The organism is Lysobacter sp. F60174L2 (genome assembly GCF_052547135.1).
Map to the genome: position 1 here is coordinate 268,266 of NZ_JBQWRA010000001.1, position 18,894 is coordinate 287,159.

Below are 18,894 nucleotides of genomic sequence, written 5' to 3' on the forward strand. Positions count from 1 at the left end.
CAGCTTCTCGATGCATACTCCAGCCATCACACCCACAAGGAGCCCGCCATGCGTCCGACCTCCCTCGCACTGATCGCCGCCCTCACCGCCACCGGCCTGCTGACGGCCTGCGGCAGCATGGAATACCGCGACACCAATGCCGCGGTTGATGCCCGTCCGGAATGCGATGGCAGCATCGGCCGCCCCGGCGAGCCCGTGCCGGCGTGGTGCGATCGCACCCGGGAAGCCACCTGGTCGAGCGAGTCGGAATCGGCCGGGATCGATTTCGGCGTGGGCGACGACGACTGAGGTCCAGCCCGACCGGACGACTGGCCGGGGCGATGCATCGGCATGCCGGCCAGCTGTCCCCTTCAGTTGTCCAGTCAAGGCCAGCCGGTCTTCACTGTCGCTGATCACCGCCCGCGCGACACTCGCCCGCACCTTCCCCGAACCGAGGTGCACCATGGCGACCTGCGATGTCTGCGGCAACGATTACGACAAGGCCTTTACCGTGAAGGCGCACAACGGCAGCGGCACGTTCGATTCGTTCGAATGCGCGATCCATGCGCTGGCTCCCACGTGCGCGCACTGCCAGTGCAGGATCATCGGCCACGGTGCGGAGCATGACGGCACGTTCTATTGCTGCGCGCACTGTGCGAAGCAGGCGGGTGTCAGTGGGATTGATGATCGGGCTTAAGTGGAGACGACTGGGCGCTTGGCATTTTGCGGGGGCGGTATTTTCCGGGCCGCCTTGTGTGGGGAGTAGGCATGTGTCGTTGCGTTGCATGCCGGAATCGTGGTGCGTTCGCGACTTACCGGTGGCCGCATGCGGCCACCGCTCCTACATCTGCAGCTCCGCTAGGCGGGTTTCGGGTAGGGGCAGCAGGGCCCAGAATGCGACGTTGCGCTCGCGCCAGTCGGCGGCGGCTTCGTTGAGGATCGCCAGCAGGGTGTCGAATGCCTCGCCGTCGGCATCGCGCCAGTCGGCGGCGTTTTCGACCAGCAGCAGATAGCCCGGTCCCGGCAGCCATGACAGGTCGCCGAGGCTGTCGGCCAGCGCATCCCAGTTGCCACCGAACCATTGGGGGAAGCCCAGCGCCCGGGCGAGCTCGGAAAGGACCGCGGGCTTGTCTTCGCAGCCGGCCAGGTTGGCCCGGGCCACCGCGAAATCCAGTGCCGCACCGGACTCGGCCATCGCCGTGGTATTGCGGTCATCGATGAAGTAGGCGCCGGCCTGCAGCGGGTCGGCGAGCAGGGCGCGCAGGTCGAGGGCGTTCATCGATGTTCCCCGGCGAGCTCGAAGCGACGGAAGCTGCGGTAATGGTCGTCGGTGTAGAAATACTCCACCGGCGGGTCGCCGCCGGTCACGATGCGTCGCGCACCGCGGTCGCGCGAGCCGGGCGTCTCCACCGTGAACTCGTGGTAATAGCCGCGCGGACGGCTGGGGAGCAGGCGTTCGCGGTTCTGGAACACGCCGCCATCCTGGCGGTATTCGTAGGGTCCGCCATCGGCGATCGCGTCGAGTACCGCGTGTGCCTCGGCCGGCAGGAACGCCGGATAGGTCGTGGATGCGGTGGCTCCGGTCGATCTGTCGCGATCATTGCCGCCATGCCGGGTGGAGGCGCGAGTCTCGCTGCGCCCGGCGTCGCCGGAATCCGGCAGCGCGACCGGTGCGTTGATGCCGGGCGTGGAACCCGGCGGCGCGTGCAACGTGCCGTTGTCGGTCTGCCGGGTCCACGCCCACAACCCGATCAGAACGATCGCGGCCACCACCCAGAGCGAACGGTTGCGACGCATGGTTGCCCCTTGGTTCATCCGGAATCCGGATTCTCCCACGCCGGTTCACGTAGGAGCGACGTAAGTCGCGATCACACGGCGGTCCCGGTTAGCAGTCAAATCGCGACTTACGTCGCTCCTACACAAGGCGGGACATGGAACGTCCGGGACTTACCCGCACTTCAACCCGGTAATCGCACCACGCTCGTTGACGCTGATGTTCAACCGGTCCGGGTTGAAGTCCATCGTCACCGGCTGGCCCGGTTCGATCACCCGCACGTCGGTGCTGTGGCTCTCGGCGCGCGCGCGTTCCACCACCTCGGGGGTCGCGGCGCGGCCGATCGACCACGAGGCCGCATCGGCCACGCAGGGTCCGTCGGCCATCGGGGGCGCATCGACCGGCGGCATCGTGGTGCAGGCGACCATCGACAGCAGCAGCACGGAGACGGGGAGGATGGCGGGGTGGATGACGGCACGGCTCATGGCGGTGACTCCTCGGGTTATCGGTGGCAGCCTGCCGGCGGGGCCGTGTGCGTCGCGTAAACACTGGCTTCGTGCTCGACCGCGACCAGTCGCAGCATCAACCGCGCCAGCGTCACCACGTCCTGGTGGTTGTGCGCGCAGACCCGGCGCAGCAACGACGACGCGCCGCCGCGCAGGTACGACAGCCATGCAGCCGGTGCCTGCGAGCCGGGCAGGTCGTCCTCGCGCACGATTCCCAGCAACTCGCGCTCGATCGTCGCCAGCCGGCAGTTCTCCCATACCCCGCGGTAGCGCCGGCGGGTCGGGAACAGCAGGTCGACGTGGTCGAGCGGGGTGATCGGGCACGGCAGCCGGGCCAGTCGGTAGCGCGTCTTCAGCAGTGGCGCGTCGTAGCAGCGGCCGTTGTAGCTCGACAGCACGGTGGACGGTGACAGCCAGCGCGCGAACTCGCGCAGCATCGTGGTCTCGGCGGCCAGCGTGGTGATCAGCAACTGGCGCACGCGCAGGCCGTCGCCGTGCAGTGGGTGCACATGCCAGTCGGCCGCGCCGATCTGGAACGCGCGGGTGCCGGTGCCGCCGGCGAGGCCGGTGGTCTCGGTGTCGAAGAACAGCAGGTCGCGCGGGTCGACCATGTCGTCGCGCCTGGCGAACGCCAGCGGCAGCGCATCGGCGGGTGCGGGGAACGGCAGCCAGTCCTCGAGCAGGCGCAGGCCCGGCGCGATCTCGTCGCCAGGCAGCGAACGGTCGACCGGGCCGCGCGCGGCGGCCGGGTACGCGGGCGCGCGTTCGCGCACGCCGAGCAGGCGACGCAGGGTGTCGATCGAGGTGGAGGCGGGCGCAGTTGCGTGGGCGTCGGCCGGGTTGGCGGACCGAACCGGCACCGATGACGGGAGTCGTGGCCCGGGAGTGGGCGGCGATCTCCCGTGCGAAGGCTGCGGAGCGCCGGGCGGTGCGGGTTGCGATCGCGCACCGGCCGGTCCGCCGGCTTCGCGCTTGAGTGCGCGCAGGCGCTCGAGGGTGACGCTCATGGTTGGTTCCGTCGCGGAAGCGAACGCGCCGGCGTAGGAGCGACGTGAGTCGCGATTTCACTGATACCCGGTTTCGCCGTGCGTTCGCGACTGACGTCGCTCCTACAATGGCCTCGAGGTGCGCGAACGGAACGGATCACCCCGCCACCTCCGTCAGCAAACCCAGCACCCGCCGCGCCAGCGATTTCGGGGTGGCGCCGTCGCCGTCCTCGTCGCTAGCCAGCACGGGGCCGACGCAGGCCGGGCAGCCGGCCTTGCAGTCGCAGCGCTCGACCAGTTCGGCCGCGCGTGCGACAAGTTCCGATTGCCGCGTCCACAGCGGCTCGCTGAGGCCGACGCCGCCGGGGAAGTTGTCGTAGAGGTAGATGGTCGGAACGAATTGCTGCATTTCGACTTCGCCGCCGCTCGCCGGTAGCGCGGTGTGTGCGGATGACGTGGCGCCGTGCGCGGTGCCGGCGGAGCCATGGCCATCGCCGGCGTGCATCGCGACGAATTCGTCGTGCGCCTGCAGTGGCAACCGTGCGCGCGCACCGGGCGCAATCGACAAACTCTCGACCGGCGCCTCGACCCCGCGCAGCTGCCCGCGCCCCTTCGCGTCGGCGGTCGCGAACCACGCGCCGTCGCCGTTGCCGACCGCCTTCTGCAGGTCGCGCGCGTCGGCCATCACTGCCACCGTCGCCACCACGTGCAGCGCGTATCCGGCGCCGAGGAAACCGTCGAGCGCGTCCTGGCGCGAGGCGAACCACGCCAGCAGGGTCGCCTGCGGCAACTGCCACCAGACCGCGGTGGTGTGCAGCTCCTGGTCGGGCAGGTTGACCGGGCCGTAGCCGATGTTCTCGTGGGTGTAGTAGCGGATCTTCTTGTAGCCGGCGACGCGGCGGACCACGTGCACCTCGCCGTGGCCGCAGTCGCCCTGTCCCGCGTCGATGCCGTCGAAGCGCTCGAGCACCTTCAATTTCGAGTAGTCGATCGAGTCGGTGTAGTAGTCGACATGGGTGCGGGTGACGTAGGCCTTGCGGCCGTCCCAGTCGAGCCGCTCGACCTGGTACGGCGTGCTCTGCACCATGTGGATCGCGCCTTCGTACAAGGTCAGCGCGGCGGCGGAGTAGTCGACCTCGGCGATGATCTGCTGCTTGCCGCCGCTGCGGTCGACCACGACGAAGTTGCCGTCGGCGACCGAACGCAGCGACACCGCGTTGGCCGGGTAGCTGTCGGCGATCCATTCCCAGCGATCGCCTTCGCGGTGGACGACTTCGGTTTCGGCCAGCGCTTCGAGATACACCTCCGGCTCGATCGGGCCAAACGCCTCATCGACTACGAACGGCAACTCGAACGCGGCGCAGCGGATGTGGTCGAACAGGATCAGCGGCTGGTCCGGTGCGGTGCGCGCGTGCTCGGGCGAGGCGTCGGCGAAGAAGTCGGGATGGCGCACGACGTACTGGTCGAGTGGCTGCGAGTTGGCGACCAGCACGCCGAGTGACGGTTGCTGGCGGCGGCCGGCGCGGCCGAAGCGTTGCCACGTCGCCGCGACCGAGCCCGGGTAGCCGTTGAGCACGACCACGTCGAGCGATCCGATGTCGACGCCGAGCTCCAGCGCCGAGGTCGAGATGATCCCGTCGATGTGGCCCGCGCGCATGTCACGCTCGGCCGCGCGGCGCTCGGTCGGCAGGTAACCGCCGCGGTAGGCGCGGATGCGCGGCGGCCGGCGCGGGTCGGCGTCGAACACGTCCTTGAGGTACTTGGTCAGCACCTCGACCATCAGCCGGGTCTGCGCGAACACCAGCGTCTTCAGCCCGGCCTTGATCGCGATGCGGGCGATGCGGTTGGCCTGCGACCGCGCCGACGCGCGCAGGCCGAGGTCGGGGTTGATTACCGGCGGGTTCCACAGCAGCACGTGCCTGTCGCCGGTCGGCGCGCCGGACTCGGTAATCGCGTGCACGTCGGCCTCGATCAGCGCGCGCGCGTGCTCGGCCGGGTTGCCGATCGTCGCCGAGCACAGGATGAACTGCGGGCTGACACCGTAGAACGCGCAGATGCGCTTGAGCCGGCGCAGCACGTTGGTGACGTGGCTGCCGAACACGCCACGGTACGTGTGGATCTCGTCGATCACGACGTAGCGCAGGTTCTCGAAGAACTGCGCCCACTTGGTGTGGTGCGGCAGCATCGCCTGGTGGAGCATGTCGGGATTCGACACGACGATGTCGCCGTGCAGGCGGATCGCCTGGCGCGCGTCGCCGGGGGTGTCGCCGTCGAAGGTGAAGGCCTTGACCCCGAGGTCGCCGGCACGGTTGAGCTCCAGCAGCTCGGCGACCTGGTCCTGCGCCAGTGCTTTGGTCGGAAACAGGTAGAGCGCCTTGGCATTGCCCTGCATCGCCGCGCTGACCACCGGCAGCGTGTAGCATAGCGACTTGCCCGAGGCGGTCGGGGTGACGATGGCGACGTTTTCGCCACGTTGCGCGGCGTGCCAGGCATCGGCCTGGTGGCGGTAGAGCTGCTCGACGCCGCGCGCGCGCAGGGCGGAGGCCAGCGCGGCCGGAACGTCATCGGGGATCGGTGCGTAATCGCCGTCACGGCCTGGAATCGTGAAGTGGCCGGTGATGCGGTCGGCGTAGCGCTTCGACAGCGCCCGGGTCAGCGCGGCGCCGTCGCCATGGCGGCGCTGGCTGCGTACCGGCAGGGTGGTGTCGGGATCGAGTGGGTCCGTCGTTGCGCTTCGCTCCGCGTCCCGCCGCACCAGTGCCTGCGCCATGTCCCGCCCCGCAAAAGGGGGCAGTAGGGCAGCACGCCGTCGCACACGGTGAGACGGCACATGAATGCTTCAGCCCCGGCCGCCGGCACCCGCAGGCTGACCGGTGGGACCCCCGCCACGCACCGGCGGGGGCCCGGCCCCGTCAGCGGTTGATCTGCACGTCGTCGATGTAGATGTTGACGTCGTAGGCGGTCTGCGCGCGGTACAGCCACACCGCGTCGAGTTTCACCGTCGCGGCGGTGATCGCACCGTTGCCGCCGACCCAGGCGTTCCACTGCCCGGCGTCGGTGAGCGACCACGACACGTAGGTCCAGCTGTTGGCAGCCAACGACCGGGTGACCGAACGTTCGGTGCCGTCGCTGTCATCGATGCCCAGACCCACCTTCATGCCGCTGCCGCCGGCGTACACCCAGAACCCGACGCTGCCGCCGGCCCGGGTCAGCGGTGTATTGCTGCCGGGACTGCCGGTACCCGACAGCAACCGCACCGCCCAGTTCGCCGAAGACCCGCTGTTGTCCTTCAGCAGAACCCGCAGCGAACAGTTGCCATTGCGGCGCGTGTTGCAGGTGCGGGTCGCGCTGGACGCGGTGGAGATGCCGGTGGTGCTGCCCGAATAGGTCGGGCTGGTATTGAAGTGGCCGACGCTGCCCTCGAAGCTGTCGAGGATGGTGGTGCCGCCACCGCCGCCACCGGGATTGAGCAGATCGTAGTAGCGGCCCCAGTTCCAGTTGATGCCGGGGTCGGTATGGGTCTGGCTGCTGTAGTGCTGGTGGCCCTTGACGTCGATCGCGGTCGACAGCACCACCACGCCGCTGTGGGCGGGGCCGTCGTAGGCGTTGGCGCAGGTGATGGCCGAGTACTTGCCGCAGAAGTCGCGCACCAGCGCGGCGGAGCTGTTGTACATCGCGGTGGTATACCAGGAGCTGTTGTTGACGTAGCCCTCGTGCTCGATGCCGAGCGTGGTGTTGTTGTGCACCCCGACGTGGTGGGCGGCACGCGAGTTGCGCACCATCTGGGTGACCTGGCCGTCGGAGCTGCGGATCACGTAATGCGCGCTGACGCTGTACGGGTTGCTCTGGAACCACGAGATGGTGCCGCCGTAACTGCCCTGCGCGGTGTGGATGGTCACCGAACTGTAGGAACTGCGCGCGTGGTGGTACGGCGAGGCGACCCACAACGCGGGGCCGTAGTCGGTGCTCATTGCACCCATGTCCTGACCGTTGCCATCCGCGTTTGCGGTCGCCCGCGCCGGCGCCTTGGCCTTCAGCGTTTCGGTGACCGGGTCGATCGCGTAGCCGGCGGTCTCGATGCGGTCGTTGGCGACGTCCAGCCGCACGAACGGTGCCCGCAGCCTGACCAGCTGCTCGATGTCGAACGCCTGTTCCCACTCGATCGGGCGCTCCGGCACCTTGATGCCGCGGTCGTCGACGCCACGGTCCTGCGCCAGCAACACGTCGTAGGCGAAGGACGTGCGGGCGTAGTCGGCGATCTCGCTGTCGGCCGTGGCCTGCGCGGAGGCGAAGCCGGCGTAACGCATCAGCGCCGGCCGTATCGACTCGGGCCTGCGATCCTCACGCTGGATGCTCGGGTTGTCGCTGCGGATTTCGCGATCCAGCAACGCCGCCGCGGCCAGCACGTTCAGGCGTGCATCGCGACGCACGCGTCCGGGCGTCGTCCCGAGCAGGCGTGCGCCCTCGGCGACCTGGTCGGCGAAACCTTCACCCGCGTACAGGCCCATCGGCCCGTACGCGGCCGGCATGTGGTGGTGACGCTCCCCCGGCATCCGTTTCGGATCCGGCTGCAGGTCCATCCAGCGGGTCTGGACGTACGCGATCGCCTCCAGCGTGCCGGCGGGAATCGCCGGGTAGCGTGCATAGGCCTGCCGGAAATATCCCTGCAACGCCTGCCGCTGCGGTCGCAGCCTGGCTTCTTCGACATCCAGTCGCGCCTGCAGCGCGGTCTCGTTCGACACGAGCGTCTGGGCGGAGACCGCCGGCGACACGAGCAGCGCGGCGGTTACGGCGGACAGCAGGACAACGGTCTTTCGATTCATTCCGTGAACCCCTCTGGTTCGCTAACCCCCTGCGCCGCCGTTTCTACATGCCGACGGTGGCTGGGATACGCGAAAGCAGACCGCGTGGGCGAACCTGTGACGGTCGTTGTGAACCGGCGTCGTTTTGTTGCCGTTCATCCCGTGGTTGTGAGTGGCTTGTTAAGCGCGATGGCGCGACGCATCGATACTTTGCGCTACGCATCCGTATGGACCGGCCGTTGTGCAGGGCGGATCGGTTGCGACGTCAGCCGGATAATTCCGCCGCCGCGACCGCGCGCACTTGCAGGGCCCGCAAGGCGGCGTCGCTCGCCACGCCGATGCCGCGAGGGCGGCCCGCAACGAAAAGGGTCACGTGCGGCGGCGGCACCGGCAGCTCGCGGCCGAGCAGGACGCCGAGGCGGTGGTGGAATGGCGCCATGGCCGGCAGTTCGATCCGTTCGATGATCGAGTGGGCCACGCCCCGGCCGGCGATCGGCTTGCGAAGCAGCAGGTAATGGCAGGTGCGATCGAAGTGCCAGTCGTGTTCGTCGTAAGCGGTCGTGACCGCCGTGCGGGTCCGCGAATCGCCAAACGTTGCGCGCAATTCCCGCATGAGCTCGCCACCGATCAGGGTGATGTGCAGCTCGCGCTTGGGGTCCAGGTGGATGCCGCCGACGCTGACCGCCGTGGTCGGCGGCGACCACTGGCCGGGCGGAACCGGCAAGATCAGGGTGCTGTCGACGACGGGACGCATCCGGGGAGTGTGCGCGATGTCGGATCGCCGCGCGAAGCCCGCAACGCGTTGTTTCACCGCCGTTACCGCAGGCGCGCCTGCTGCGGCGCACAATAGGCGGCTCGTTTTCCCTCAAGGACTCCGGCTTGTCGGACGCCTCCTCCCTGACCGCCCACCAGCACAACCGGCGCAACTACGCGCTGATCCTGTTCGCGCTGGCGATAGGCGGGTTCGCGATCGGCACCAGCGAGTTCGCGATGATGGGCCTGATGCCGAGCCTGGTCGACGGCTTCGGCATCACCGAGCCGCAGGTCGGCCACCTGATCAGTGCCTACGCGCTCGGGGTCGTGGTCGGCGCGCCGTTGCTGGCGATCCTCGGCGCGCGGCTGCCGCGGCGTTCGCTGCTGCTGGCGTTGATGGGCTTCTACGCGCTGGCCAACCTGGCGACCGCGTTCGCCCCCGGCTACCACTCGATGCTGGCGTTCCGCTTCATCGCCGGCCTGCCGCACGGGGCCTACTTCGGCGTGGCGATGCTGGTCGCCGCGTCGATCAGCGGCCCGGCCCAGCGCGGCGCGGCGATCAGCCGGGTGATGCTGGGGCTGTCGATCGCAATCCTGGTCGGCAACCCGCTCGCCACCTGGCTGGGGCAGGAATTGAGCTGGCGCTACACGTTCGCGCTGGTCGCGGCGGTCGCGGTGCTGACGGTTGCGCTGGTCGCGCGCTGGCTGGCGCACGATCCGTCCGAGCCGCGGCAGACGCCGCTGCGCGAGATGCGCGCGTTCAACACCTCGCAGGTCTGGTTGACGCTGCTGATCGGGGCGATCGGATTCGCCGGCATGTTCTGCGCCTTCAGTTACCTCGCGCCGACGCTGACGGCCGTCACCGGCACGTCCGACGGCTGGATTCCGATCGCGATGGGTGTGTTCGGGGTCGGCTCGATCATCGGCAACCTCGCCGGCGGCTGGCTGGTCGACCGGCTGCAGTTCCGCGCCGCGGCGGTGATCCTGTCGTGGTCGGCGCTGGTGCTGCTGGTCTATCCGGTCGCCGCGGGCTCGCTGTGGACGATGCTGCCGGTGGTGGTCGCGGTCGGCACGATGGGTGCGCTGGCGCCGGTGCTGCAGACGCGGTTGATGGATGTCGCGGGTGAGGCGCAGACGCTTGCGGCGGCTTCCAACCATGCGGCGTTCAATGCGGCCAATGCGCTGGGGCCGTGGCTCGGCGGGCTGGCGATCAGCGCGGGGTTCGGCTGGACCTCGACCGGGTACGTCGGTGCGGCGACAGCGGTTGGTGGGTTGCTGGTCTATGCGTGGGCGCGGTGGGACGAGCGGCGGGTGATGGTGGTGGCGGAAGAAGGCTGACGCGAGTCGGGGTGGGGTTCGGGCGCGGGTGCGGGTGCGGGCTTCGGGTGGGGTGCGGGCTTCGTGTGGGGCGACGACCTGCCGGGGTGTTGTCTCCGCCCCCTCCGTCGGGCCATCCATGGCCCGAGTCGGGGGACGTGCGCCATCCATGGCGCACTCTCCGCAACACCCCGGCAGGTCGCCGCTTCGGCGTATGAAGTCAGCCGAGGTTGGGCCGGAGTAGGCGTCCGCAGAGTTGCGCATCGGCCAGTGCACTTTTAGGAGCGGGTTTAGTCGCCATCTGGAGTCGGCGACACTGGAGTCCCGCCGTCGCTACCCATCCCATGACCGCCGACAAACCGTTTTCACCCGCCTGCGAACGCAACCGCGAACCGATTCTTGCGGTGCTGCGCGAGCACTTTGCCGACACGCGGCATGTGCTCGAGATCGGCAGCGGCACCGGCCAGCACGCGGTGCATTTCGCGGCGGCGATGCCGTGGCTGTCGTGGCAGTGCAGTGATCGGGCGGAGCACCTGCCGGGCATCCGCGCGTGGCTCGACGAGGCGGCGCTGCCGAACACGCCGTCGCCGCTGGAACTCGATGTCGATGCCGGGCCGTGGCCGCGTGCGGGGGGTGGCAGACGGTTCGACGGGGTGTTCAGCGCCAACACCCTGCACATCATGGGCTGGCCGTCGGTGCAGCGGTTCTTTGCGGGCATCGATGAAGTGTTGTCGCCCGGTGGAGCGCTGGCGGTGTATGGGCCGTTCAATTACGGCGGGCATTTCAGCAGCGACAGCAATCGCGAATTCGACGGCTGGCTGCGCGCACGGGACCCGGCTTCGGGTATTCGCGACTTCGAAGCGGTCAACACGCTGGCGCGCGACGTCGGGCTGGCGTTGCAGGCCGACGTGGCGATGCCGGCGAACAATCGTTGCCTGGTTTGGTGTAGGCGTTTAGCCGCGGTGTGAGCGAGCGGTTTCCACATTGATCCCGGAAAGCAGCGCGGCCTCCACCAACGGTTTGGCCCAGTCCGGTGTCCGCGCGAGTGACGCGGGGTCGATCGGGTGGACGCAGCGGCCCGCGACCATCTGGAGGACCAGTCGGGGATCGCCGATCGCTTCACCCGGAACCACGTCGACGCTGTTGTCGTAGACCTGCAGGTGGGCGAGGTGTGGCATCAAGGCAATCAGATTCGCGCGCGAAGCATCCCATCGCGCGCGGATTTTTGCCTCGGGAATGTCATGGCCGCCCGACGCAACGCGGGTCCGGACACGGGCCAGGTGCTGTTCCGGCGATGCGAGGCCGCAGAACCAGATCATGACGTCGTGGCTGTGGCTGGCTTCGCGGATCCGTTGCGGCACGGTCCGGCCGCCCAGGGTGGTCTCGAACGCGTAATGGCGGCCTTCGTCGATGGCGATGTCCAGGCGTCGCATGCCCTCATGCCAGGCGGCGGCGTTGGCCTCGACCTGGTCGCAGCCGGTGGAGGCGACCAGTTCGCGGGCGAACGTGTCGGGGTTGAACCAGCCCAGTCCGGCGCGTTGCAGCAGGTGACCGCCGATTGAGCTCTTGCCCGCACCGTTGACCCCGGCGAGAACGTAGAGGACCGGCCGGGCCGTCAATGCCCGGTCCCGGCCCTGACTTCGCCACGCAGGCGGGCGGGTCCGTCCATCAGCCTGCGCAGGCGATCACCGGCATCATCGTCCTGTAGCGACGCCAGCCGCGCGTCGAAACGATGACGCAGTGCGTCCAGCGCGTCGCCGTCCTTCGCCGCAGCTTGCTGCAGCGCGCGCAGGATCAGGTCGTACTCCGCCGCCGACAGGATCACCGCCTCGGGCTGGTTGTGGTTGGTGACCACCACCTTGCCGATGCTGCCGAGCGACTTCATCACGCCGCGCCAGCCGAGCTTCTTGACGTCGGAGGCCGGAGTGCGGGGCAGGTCGTCGAGTGGATCGAGGTACAGGGGCAGGGCCATCGCGCACGCCTCGTTCGGAGAAAGGTCCAATATACCCAATTTTCACCAAAAAGGGTATAAGGCTGCTGGAGGCGCCTTACCGTGGCATCGCCACCGCCTCGCTCCCGTTTTGTTCAACCCGCGCGCCCTCGTCCGCCACCGGCGAGGGCGCCTGCGCCGGCACCTCCGACGGGATCGCGATCGCATCCGGATCGACCGGCAGCATCCGCGCCTGGCGCCAGCGGCCCCAGCGGTAGTAGGCCAGCGACAGCACCATCGACACGAACGCACTGACCGGGAAACTCCACCAGATCGCGTCGACCCCGAGCTGCGGCTGCAGCCAGTTGGCGAATGGCACCCGCACGCCCCACAGCGCCAGCCCGAGGATCACCAGCGGCGGCACCACCGCGCCGGTCGAGCGCACCACGCCGGCCACCACGAAGGTCACGCCGAAGAACAGGAACGACCACACCGCGATGTGGTTGAGGTGGCGCGCGATCTCCAGCGCGTCGCTGCCGGCCGGCATGAACATCGACAGGGTGAAGCGGTCGAGCAGGATCAGCGGCGCGATCAGCGCGCCGGTCAGCAGGAAGTTGAAGCCGACCCCGGCGCGCGTGGTCGCCTCCACCCGCGGCCAGTTGCCGGCGCCGACGTTCTGCGCCGCCATCGACGAGCACGCCGCGCCGATCGCCATCGCCGGCATCTGCACGTAGGTCCACAACTGCAGCGCGGCGCCGTAGGCGGCGGTGGTGTGGGTGCCATAGGCATTCACCATGGTGATCATCGCGATCATGGCCATCGAGATCAGCACCATCTGCAGGCCCATCGGCACGCCCTTGGTGACAAGCGTGCGCACGATGGTCCAGTCGGGCACGAACATGTGGCGCTCGTGGCGGCCGATCCACAGCGGGTGCCGCTTGTGGCGCAGCCAGAACAGCATCGCCGCCAGCGCAATCATGTTGGCCACCAGCGTCGCCATCGCACTGCCGGCCATGCCCATCTCCGGCAGCGGGCCGACGCCGAACATCAGCAGCGGCACCAGCCCGATGTCGAGTGCGACCGCCAGCAGCAGGAACAGGAACGGCGTGCGGGTGTCGCCGGCGCCGCGCAGGATCGCCGACAGGAACGCGAACGCGTACAGGAACGGCAGTGCCAGGAAGATCACCTTGAGGTAGGCGTCGGCCAGCGGCAGCGCGGCTTCGGGCGTGCTCATCCACACCAGCACGTGGCGCGACAGCGGCAGGCCGATCGCCGCCAGCAGCACCGAGATGCCGAGGAAGAACGTCGCCGCGCTGCCGATCACCCTGCGCGCGCCGGGCAGGTCGCGCCGCCCCATCGCCTGCCCGACCAGGATCGTCGAGGCCATGCCGAAGCCGAACACCCCGCCGAGCAGCAGGAACATGATGTTGTTGGCATTGGCGATCGCGCCCAGCGCCTCCTCGCCGAGGAAGCGGCCGACCCAGATGGCATTGACCGAGCCGTTGAGCGACTGCAGCACGTTGCCGCCGAGGATCGGCAGGGCGAACACGAACAGGGTGCGGGCGATCGGGCCCTCGGTGAGGCTGCGTTGCTGGGTCATCGCGGTTCCTCGGCAGGCCGCCAGCCTAGCGGAGCGCGGTGGACATGGCGCGAATGGGGGGGTTGGTGACGTCCCGCGATATCCCTCCGTTGTAGGAGCGACGTAAGTCGCGAATGCACGGCGATCCCGGGCATCGGGGAAATCGCGACTTACGTCGCTCCTACAACGAAGCTTGCAAATGAAGCCCGCCACGAAGGCGGCCACCCTCCGAAGACCTCCGCCAACCGTCCCCCGTCCCACCGCCCCATGCCGTTTGGCAGGGGCCATGCCGGCACGGGTCCGTAGGATGGACGGGTTGCCACAACAGGGGTCTGTCGATGTCGAAGTTCCGTCCGTCCGTCGCGTTGCCGTTGCTGGCGATGCTGCCGTTGTCGATCGCGCTCGCGCAGTCGCCCGCCACCACATCGACGCCGGGCGCCGCGGTGTCGCCGCAGGGCGCGCTGGTCGACAGTGCCTATCCCGGCACGATGGTGCTGACCGTCGATGCGACCGACGTCGCGCGGCGGGTGCTGCACGTCCGCCAGCAGATCCCGGTGAGCGCGGGCCAGCTGACCTTGCTGTTCCCGAAGTGGATTCCCGGCAAGCACCGGCCCGATGGCCCGATCAACAAGCTCGCCGGCCTCGAGGTCAGCGCCAACGGCCAGCCGTTGGCGTGGAAGCGCGATCCGCTCGATGTCTACGCATTCAAGCTCGAGGTGCCGGCCGGCGTGAGCTCGCTCGACGTGCGGTTCGACATGCTGACCCCGACCGCCGGCAACGAGGGCCGGGTGGTGATGACCCACGACATGCTCAACGTGCAGTGGGGTACCGTCGCGCTGTACCCGTCCGGGTACCAAGCCGGCAACATCGCGGTCACGCCGAGCCTGGTGCTGCCGTCTGGCTGGCAGGCCGGCACCGCGCTGGAACTGCAGCAGCGCCAGGGCGACACCCTGCGCTACGGCACCGTCAGCTTCGAGGTGCTGCAGGACTCGCCGGTGTATGCCGGCCGCCACTTCAAGCGGGTCGACCTCGACCCGGGCGCGGACACGCCGGTGATGCTCGACATCGTCGCCGATGCGCCGAAGTACCTGGAGTACGACGAGGAGCAGATCGAGGCGCACCGCGCGCTGGTCGACCAGGCCTACAAGCTGTTCGACTCGAAGCACTACGACCACTACGACTTCCTGCTGTCGCTGTCGGACCGCATGGGCGGGCAGGGCCTGGAGCACCACCGCTCCAGCGAGAACGGGGTCAAGCCGGGCTACTTCAGCGACTGGGACAGCTCGGTCGCCGCGCGCGACCTGCTGCCGCACGAGTTCGTGCATTCGTGGAACGGCAAGTTCCGCCGCCCGGCCGGGCTGGCGACCCCGAACTTCCACGTGCCGATGGACGGCAGCCTGCTGTGGGTCTACGAGGGCCAGACCCAGTACTGGGGCATGGTGCTGGCCGCGCGCTCGGGGCTGTGGGACAAGGACGACGCGCTCGGCGCACTGGCGCTGGTCGCCTCGACCTATGCCACCGACCGCCCGGGGCTGGACTGGCGCAACGTGCAGGACACCACCTACGACCCGGTGATCTCCGCGCGCCGGCCGCAGCCGTACCGCAGCTACCAGATGAGCGAGGACTACTACAACGCCGGCGCGCTGGTCTGGCTGGCGGTCGACGCCAAGCTGCGCGAACTGTCGAACGGGCGCCGCTCCCTGGACGATTTCGCCAGCGCGTTCTTCGGCGTCGACGACGGCAGCTGGGAGGTCAAGCCGTACGTGTTCGAGGACGTGGTCGCGGCGTTGAACGGCGTCGAGCAGCACGACTGGGCGACTTTCCTGCGCAGCCGCCTGGATGCCAACGCACCGCCGCTGGACGGCCTGGCCGCGAGTGGCTGGAAGCTGGTCTACCGTGACGAGCCGAGCGACTACCACAAGGGCGTGCTGTCATCGCGCAAGGCCGCCGACTACACCGCCTCGCTCGGCATGGTGGTGTCGAAGAAGAACGGCGAGGCCGGTTCGGTGCGCTGGGACGGTCCCGCGTTCAATGCCGGCATCGCGCCGGGCAGTACCCTGCTGGCGGTCAACGGTTACGCGTTCGATACCGGCCTGCTCGACGAGGCGATCAAGGCGGCCAAGGCGGACGGCACGCCGATCGAGCTGGTGGTCAAGCACGGCGAAGTGGTGAAGACGGTGACGCTGGATTACCGCGGCGGCCTGAAGTATCCGCATCTGGAACGGATCGAGGGCAGCAAGGACCGCCTGGGCGGAATCCTGCAGCCGCTGTAGGCGCTTATGGCTCCTCGGCCGCGACCGGCCGGCCCGGCACGTCGCGGCCGACCGGCGCCGGCCGGCCGAGCAGGTAGCCCTGGCCGAACCCGCAACCGAGCCCGAGCAGCAGCCGGTGCTGTTCCTGCGTCTCGATCCCCTCGGCCACCACCGCCATGCCGAGCGCGCGGGCCAGTGCGATGACCGCCGAAACCACCGCCGCGCAGTTACCCGGCTTGCCGAGCGCGGCGAGGAAGGTGCGGTCGATCTTGATCATCCGCAACGGGAACGCGTGCAGGTAGCTCAGCGACGAATAGCCGGTGCCGAAGTCGTCCAGAGCGACGCCGACACCGGCTTCCTGCAGCTGTTCGAGCAGGTTGCGCACGCACCCCGAATCGTCCAGCAACGAGCCTTCGGTGACTTCGATCACCAGCCGCGAAGGCGACAGCCCGGTGCGCGACAGCAGGCCCAGCAGGCGCCGCGCGAAGTCTTCGCCATGCAGGTGGCGCGGGGCGACGTTGATCGTCAGGTAGGTGCCGTCGTCCAGTGCCGCCGCGTGGGTCATGCTGCGCTTGAAGATGCGCCAGTCGATCGCATCGACCAGGCCGCTGTCCTCGGCCACCTGCAGGAAGTCGCCCGGCGCCAGCACGCCGCGTTGCGGATGGTTCCAGCGGACCAGCGCTTCGTGGCCGACCACCTGGCCGTCGTCGAGCCGCACGATCGGCTGCAGGTAGGGCTCCAGCTGGTCCTGCAGCATCGCCTCGCGCAGTTCGGCCTCGATCGCGAGCACGTCGACCGCAAACCGCTGCAACGACTCGTCGAACAGGTGCCAGCGCTTGCGCCCCAGCCCCTTGGCCCGGTACAGCGCGCTGTCGGCATCGCGTACCAGTTCGTCGGCCTGGGTGTAGCGCGCATCGCCGATCGCGATGCCGATGCTGGCCGACGGCTCCAGCATCCGGCCCGCGATCCGCATCGGCTCGGTGAGCACGTCCAGCACCCGCTGCGCGACCGCGGACGGCGTGGTGCCGGCGTCCCCGTCGTCGGGCGCCACGTGTTCCAGCAGGATCCCGAACTCGTCGCCCGACAGCCGCGCGACCAGGTCCGGCTTGCGCACGCAGGACTGCAGCCGGCGCGCGATCTCGCGCAGGAACTCGTCGCCCGCGAGGTGGCCGAGGTTGTCGTTGATGACCTTGAAGCGGTCGACGTCGAGGTACAGCAACGCGCAGCGCCGTGACGGTTCGTCGCGCAGCCGCTCGAGCACCGCCTCGATTCGCTCATGCAACTGGCCGCGGTTGGGCAAACCGGTCAACGCGTCGTGCATGACCTCGTGCTGGAGCTGGCGCTGGATCTGTTCGCGCTCGCGGATCTGCCGGCGCAGCTCGAGGGTGCGTTCGGCGACGCGTTCTTCCAACTGCGCGTAGGCCTGTTGCTGGAACTGCGCGCTGCGCCGGCGGTGCAGGCTGTTGGCGATCTGCGAGGCGACGAAGCCGAGCAGTTCCTGGTCGGCCGGGCCGTAACCGATCGCGGGGTCGTAACTCTGCACCGCGACCAGGCCGACCACGGTATCGCCGGAAAACAGCGGCACGCCGAGCCAGCACTCCGAAGGCAGGCCTTGGCCGGGACGATTCTCGAGTTCGCCCTGCCGCTCCAGCTCCGTTACCTGGTCGCGGTTGGCAAGCAGCGGGCGACGATGGCGCAGCACGTACTCGCTGAGGCCGCGCGCGAGCGGGCGGTGCATCGGGCGGTCGTCGCGGTGGGGATCGGCGTAGTAGGGAAACTCCAGCCGCGCGCGGTCGTCGGACAGCAGGGCGATGAAGAAGTTCTCGGCGTTGAGCAACTGGCCGACGACGGCATGGATGCCCGCGTGGAACGCGTCCCGGTCGATGTCGTCCGACGCGAGCTGGGCGATCTGGAACAGTGCCGTCTGCAGCCGTTCGGCGCGCTGGCGCTCGGCGACCTCCAGCTGCAGGTCGCAGTTGGCCTGCGCCAGTTCCTGCGTCCGCAGCTTGACGTTGTGCTCCAGCAGCTCGCTGCTGCGCTTGCGTTCCAGCGCGCTGAGGATGTGGCTGGCGACGAACTCCAGCAGGGTCTGGTCGGCCTCGCTGTAACGCACGCCCGGCTGGTAGCTCTGGACCACGATGGCGCCGTGCACCACGCCCTCGCCGAGCACCGGCACGCCGAGCCAGTCGGGGCTGTCGGTCCCGACCATGCGCAGCGGGCCGTCGACCTGCGCGCGCACGCGCTCGTGGGTGCCGCGCAGGGCCTTGCCGCCGCGCAGCAGGTACCAGGTCTTGGAGTGCCTGATGTCGTCGCAGGGCACCTCGTCGAAGGGTGGAGGGTCCTGGACATCGACGAAATACAGCATGCGGATCGTGTCGAGGGAGGGGTCCCGCTGCACGATGAAGAGGTTTTCCGCGTACATCAGGGAGCCGACGATCGCGTGGATCCCGCGCAGGACCTCGGACATGTCGCGGTCGGAGCCCGACAGTTGCGAGATCGCGAAAAGCGCGCGCTGGATCTGTTCGGAATGCTCCAGCCGCCGTACCTCGCGCTCGAGCTCGCCCATGCGGTTGTGGCGTTGCAGTTCGCGGTCGGCCACCCGCAATACCGGTGCAAGCGCATCCCGCGGCGCGTCGCCGGCGTCGCCGTCTCCGCTCTCGACCAGCAGCACCGCGGTGCTGGCCGGCAGTGCGATGGCCAGCAGGTGCCCGCCATCACTGGCCTGCAGCCGCGCGTCCGTCAGCGCGGCGTCGGCGAGGGCCTGCTCATTCGCGTCGGCGGGCCGATGGTGGGCATCGCCAAGCTCCCACAGCAGCCGCGCGCCGCGCACGTTCGGCAGGGACCGCGCGGTGCGCTCGACCGCCGCGATCACCTCGCCGGGATTGCCGGCGTCGAGCAACAGCGCGCGCCAGTCCTCGACGATGGGGTCGTCGTGGGTGGGCGCGCCGTTGGAGGCAGGTTGGGGCGGTCTGTGCGGCATCTGGTGAGTCCCGGGGCGACAGAGACGTCGACCCGT

16 protein-coding genes are annotated in these 18,894 nt (G+C 69.1%); 5 read left to right on the forward strand and 11 right to left on the reverse strand.

Going from position 1 to position 18,894, the window contains the following annotated elements; all coding sequences use genetic code 11:
• Positions 1 to 48 precede the first annotated feature (48 nt).
• Together ACT9AS_RS01215 and ACT9AS_RS01220 are read left to right on the forward strand one after the other, a co-directional pair.
• On the forward strand, positions 49 to 288 hold the full coding sequence (locus tag ACT9AS_RS01215; protein ID WP_445098295.1) for a hypothetical protein: 240 nt from the start codon (positions 49 to 51) through the stop codon (positions 286 to 288).
• 154 nt (positions 289 to 442) lie between these two features.
• A complete protein-coding gene (locus ACT9AS_RS01220) occupies positions 443 to 676 on the forward strand; it encodes a hypothetical protein (RefSeq protein ID WP_445098296.1) in 234 nt (77 codons plus the stop codon).
• Between the two features lie 144 nt (positions 677 to 820).
• Here the strand turns inward: ACT9AS_RS01220 and ACT9AS_RS01225 are convergent, their stop codons facing one another.
• The 7 genes from ACT9AS_RS01225 to ACT9AS_RS01255 all read right to left on the reverse strand — a co-directional run bounded on the left by ACT9AS_RS01225 (position 821) and on the right by ACT9AS_RS01255 (position 8,894).
• Positions 821 to 1,258 (reverse strand): barstar family protein, encoded by a 438-nt coding sequence (locus ACT9AS_RS01225; RefSeq protein ID WP_445098297.1) that lies wholly within the window; start codon positions 1,256 to 1,258, stop codon positions 821 to 823.
• On the reverse strand, positions 1,255 to 1,776 hold the full coding sequence (locus ACT9AS_RS01230) for a ribonuclease domain-containing protein (RefSeq protein ID WP_445098298.1): 522 nt from the start codon (positions 1,774 to 1,776) through the stop codon (positions 1,255 to 1,257). The genes ACT9AS_RS01225 and ACT9AS_RS01230 overlap by 4 nt, the downstream gene beginning before the upstream one ends.
• 150 nt (positions 1,777 to 1,926) lie before the next feature.
• Positions 1,927 to 2,238: an I78 family peptidase inhibitor gene (locus ACT9AS_RS01235; RefSeq protein ID WP_445098299.1), complete on the reverse strand. Its 312-nt coding sequence runs from the start codon at positions 2,236 to 2,238 to the stop codon at positions 1,927 to 1,929.
• A 17-nt stretch (positions 2,239 to 2,255) separates the two neighbouring features.
• Positions 2,256 to 3,266, reverse strand: a complete 1,011-nt coding sequence (locus tag ACT9AS_RS01240) for a ribonuclease H-like domain-containing protein (RefSeq protein ID WP_445098300.1) — start codon at positions 3,264 to 3,266, stop codon at positions 2,256 to 2,258.
• A 136-nt stretch (positions 3,267 to 3,402) separates the two neighbouring features.
• A complete protein-coding gene (locus ACT9AS_RS01245; RefSeq protein ID WP_445098301.1) occupies positions 3,403 to 6,015 on the reverse strand; it encodes a DEAD/DEAH box helicase in 2,613 nt (870 codons plus the stop codon).
• A 142-nt stretch (positions 6,016 to 6,157) separates the two neighbouring features.
• Positions 6,158 to 8,068 carry an N-acetylmuramoyl-L-alanine amidase gene (locus tag ACT9AS_RS01250; RefSeq protein WP_445098302.1) on the reverse strand — a complete coding sequence of 637 codons (1,911 nt, stop codon included), beginning with the start codon at positions 8,066 to 8,068 and terminating at the stop codon, positions 6,158 to 6,160.
• Between the two features lie 244 nt (positions 8,069 to 8,312).
• Complete coding sequence (locus tag ACT9AS_RS01255) at positions 8,313 to 8,894, reverse strand: hypothetical protein (RefSeq protein ID WP_445098303.1); 582 nt, start codon at positions 8,892 to 8,894, stop codon at positions 8,313 to 8,315.
• 32 nt (positions 8,895 to 8,926) lie between these two features.
• Between ACT9AS_RS01255 and ACT9AS_RS01260 the strand changes: the two genes are divergently transcribed.
• Both ACT9AS_RS01260 and ACT9AS_RS01265 read left to right on the forward strand, forming a co-directional pair.
• Positions 8,927 to 10,138 carry an MFS transporter gene (locus ACT9AS_RS01260; protein WP_445098304.1) on the forward strand — a complete coding sequence of 404 codons (1,212 nt, stop codon included), beginning with the start codon at positions 8,927 to 8,929 and terminating at the stop codon, positions 10,136 to 10,138.
• Between the two features lie 323 nt (positions 10,139 to 10,461).
• Positions 10,462 to 11,085: a DUF938 domain-containing protein gene (locus tag ACT9AS_RS01265; protein ID WP_445098305.1), complete on the forward strand. Its 624-nt coding sequence runs from the start codon at positions 10,462 to 10,464 to the stop codon at positions 11,083 to 11,085.
• On the opposite strand, the gene ACT9AS_RS01270 is transcribed toward ACT9AS_RS01265, so the two are convergent.
• The 3 genes from ACT9AS_RS01270 to ACT9AS_RS01280 all read right to left on the reverse strand — a co-directional run bounded on the left by ACT9AS_RS01270 (position 11,071) and on the right by ACT9AS_RS01280 (position 13,647).
• The gene (locus ACT9AS_RS01270) at positions 11,071 to 11,736 is read right to left on the reverse strand and encodes an AAA family ATPase (protein ID WP_445098306.1); all 666 of its coding nucleotides are present in this window, start codon (positions 11,734 to 11,736) and stop codon (positions 11,071 to 11,073) included. The genes ACT9AS_RS01265 and ACT9AS_RS01270 overlap by 15 nt on opposite strands.
• Complete coding sequence (locus ACT9AS_RS01275) at positions 11,733 to 12,089, reverse strand: type II toxin-antitoxin system prevent-host-death family antitoxin (RefSeq protein WP_445098307.1); 357 nt, start codon at positions 12,087 to 12,089, stop codon at positions 11,733 to 11,735. The genes ACT9AS_RS01270 and ACT9AS_RS01275 overlap by 4 nt, the downstream gene beginning before the upstream one ends.
• Positions 12,090 to 12,165: 76 nt before the next feature.
• Positions 12,166 to 13,647, reverse strand: a complete 1,482-nt coding sequence (locus tag ACT9AS_RS01280) for an MATE family efflux transporter (protein ID WP_445098308.1) — start codon at positions 13,645 to 13,647, stop codon at positions 12,166 to 12,168.
• A 359-nt stretch (positions 13,648 to 14,006) separates the two neighbouring features.
• On the opposite strand from ACT9AS_RS01280, the gene ACT9AS_RS01285 reads away from it, so the two are divergent.
• A complete protein-coding gene (locus ACT9AS_RS01285) occupies positions 14,007 to 15,899 on the forward strand; it encodes a M61 family metallopeptidase (protein WP_445099007.1) in 1,893 nt (630 codons plus the stop codon).
• A gap of 4 nt (positions 15,900 to 15,903) precedes the next feature.
• Here the strand turns inward: ACT9AS_RS01285 and ACT9AS_RS01290 are convergent, their stop codons facing one another.
• Positions 15,904 to 18,858, reverse strand: coding sequence for an EAL domain-containing protein (locus tag ACT9AS_RS01290; RefSeq protein WP_445098309.1), 2,955 nt, complete (start codon positions 18,856 to 18,858; stop codon positions 15,904 to 15,906).
• Positions 18,859 to 18,894 lie beyond the last annotated feature (36 nt).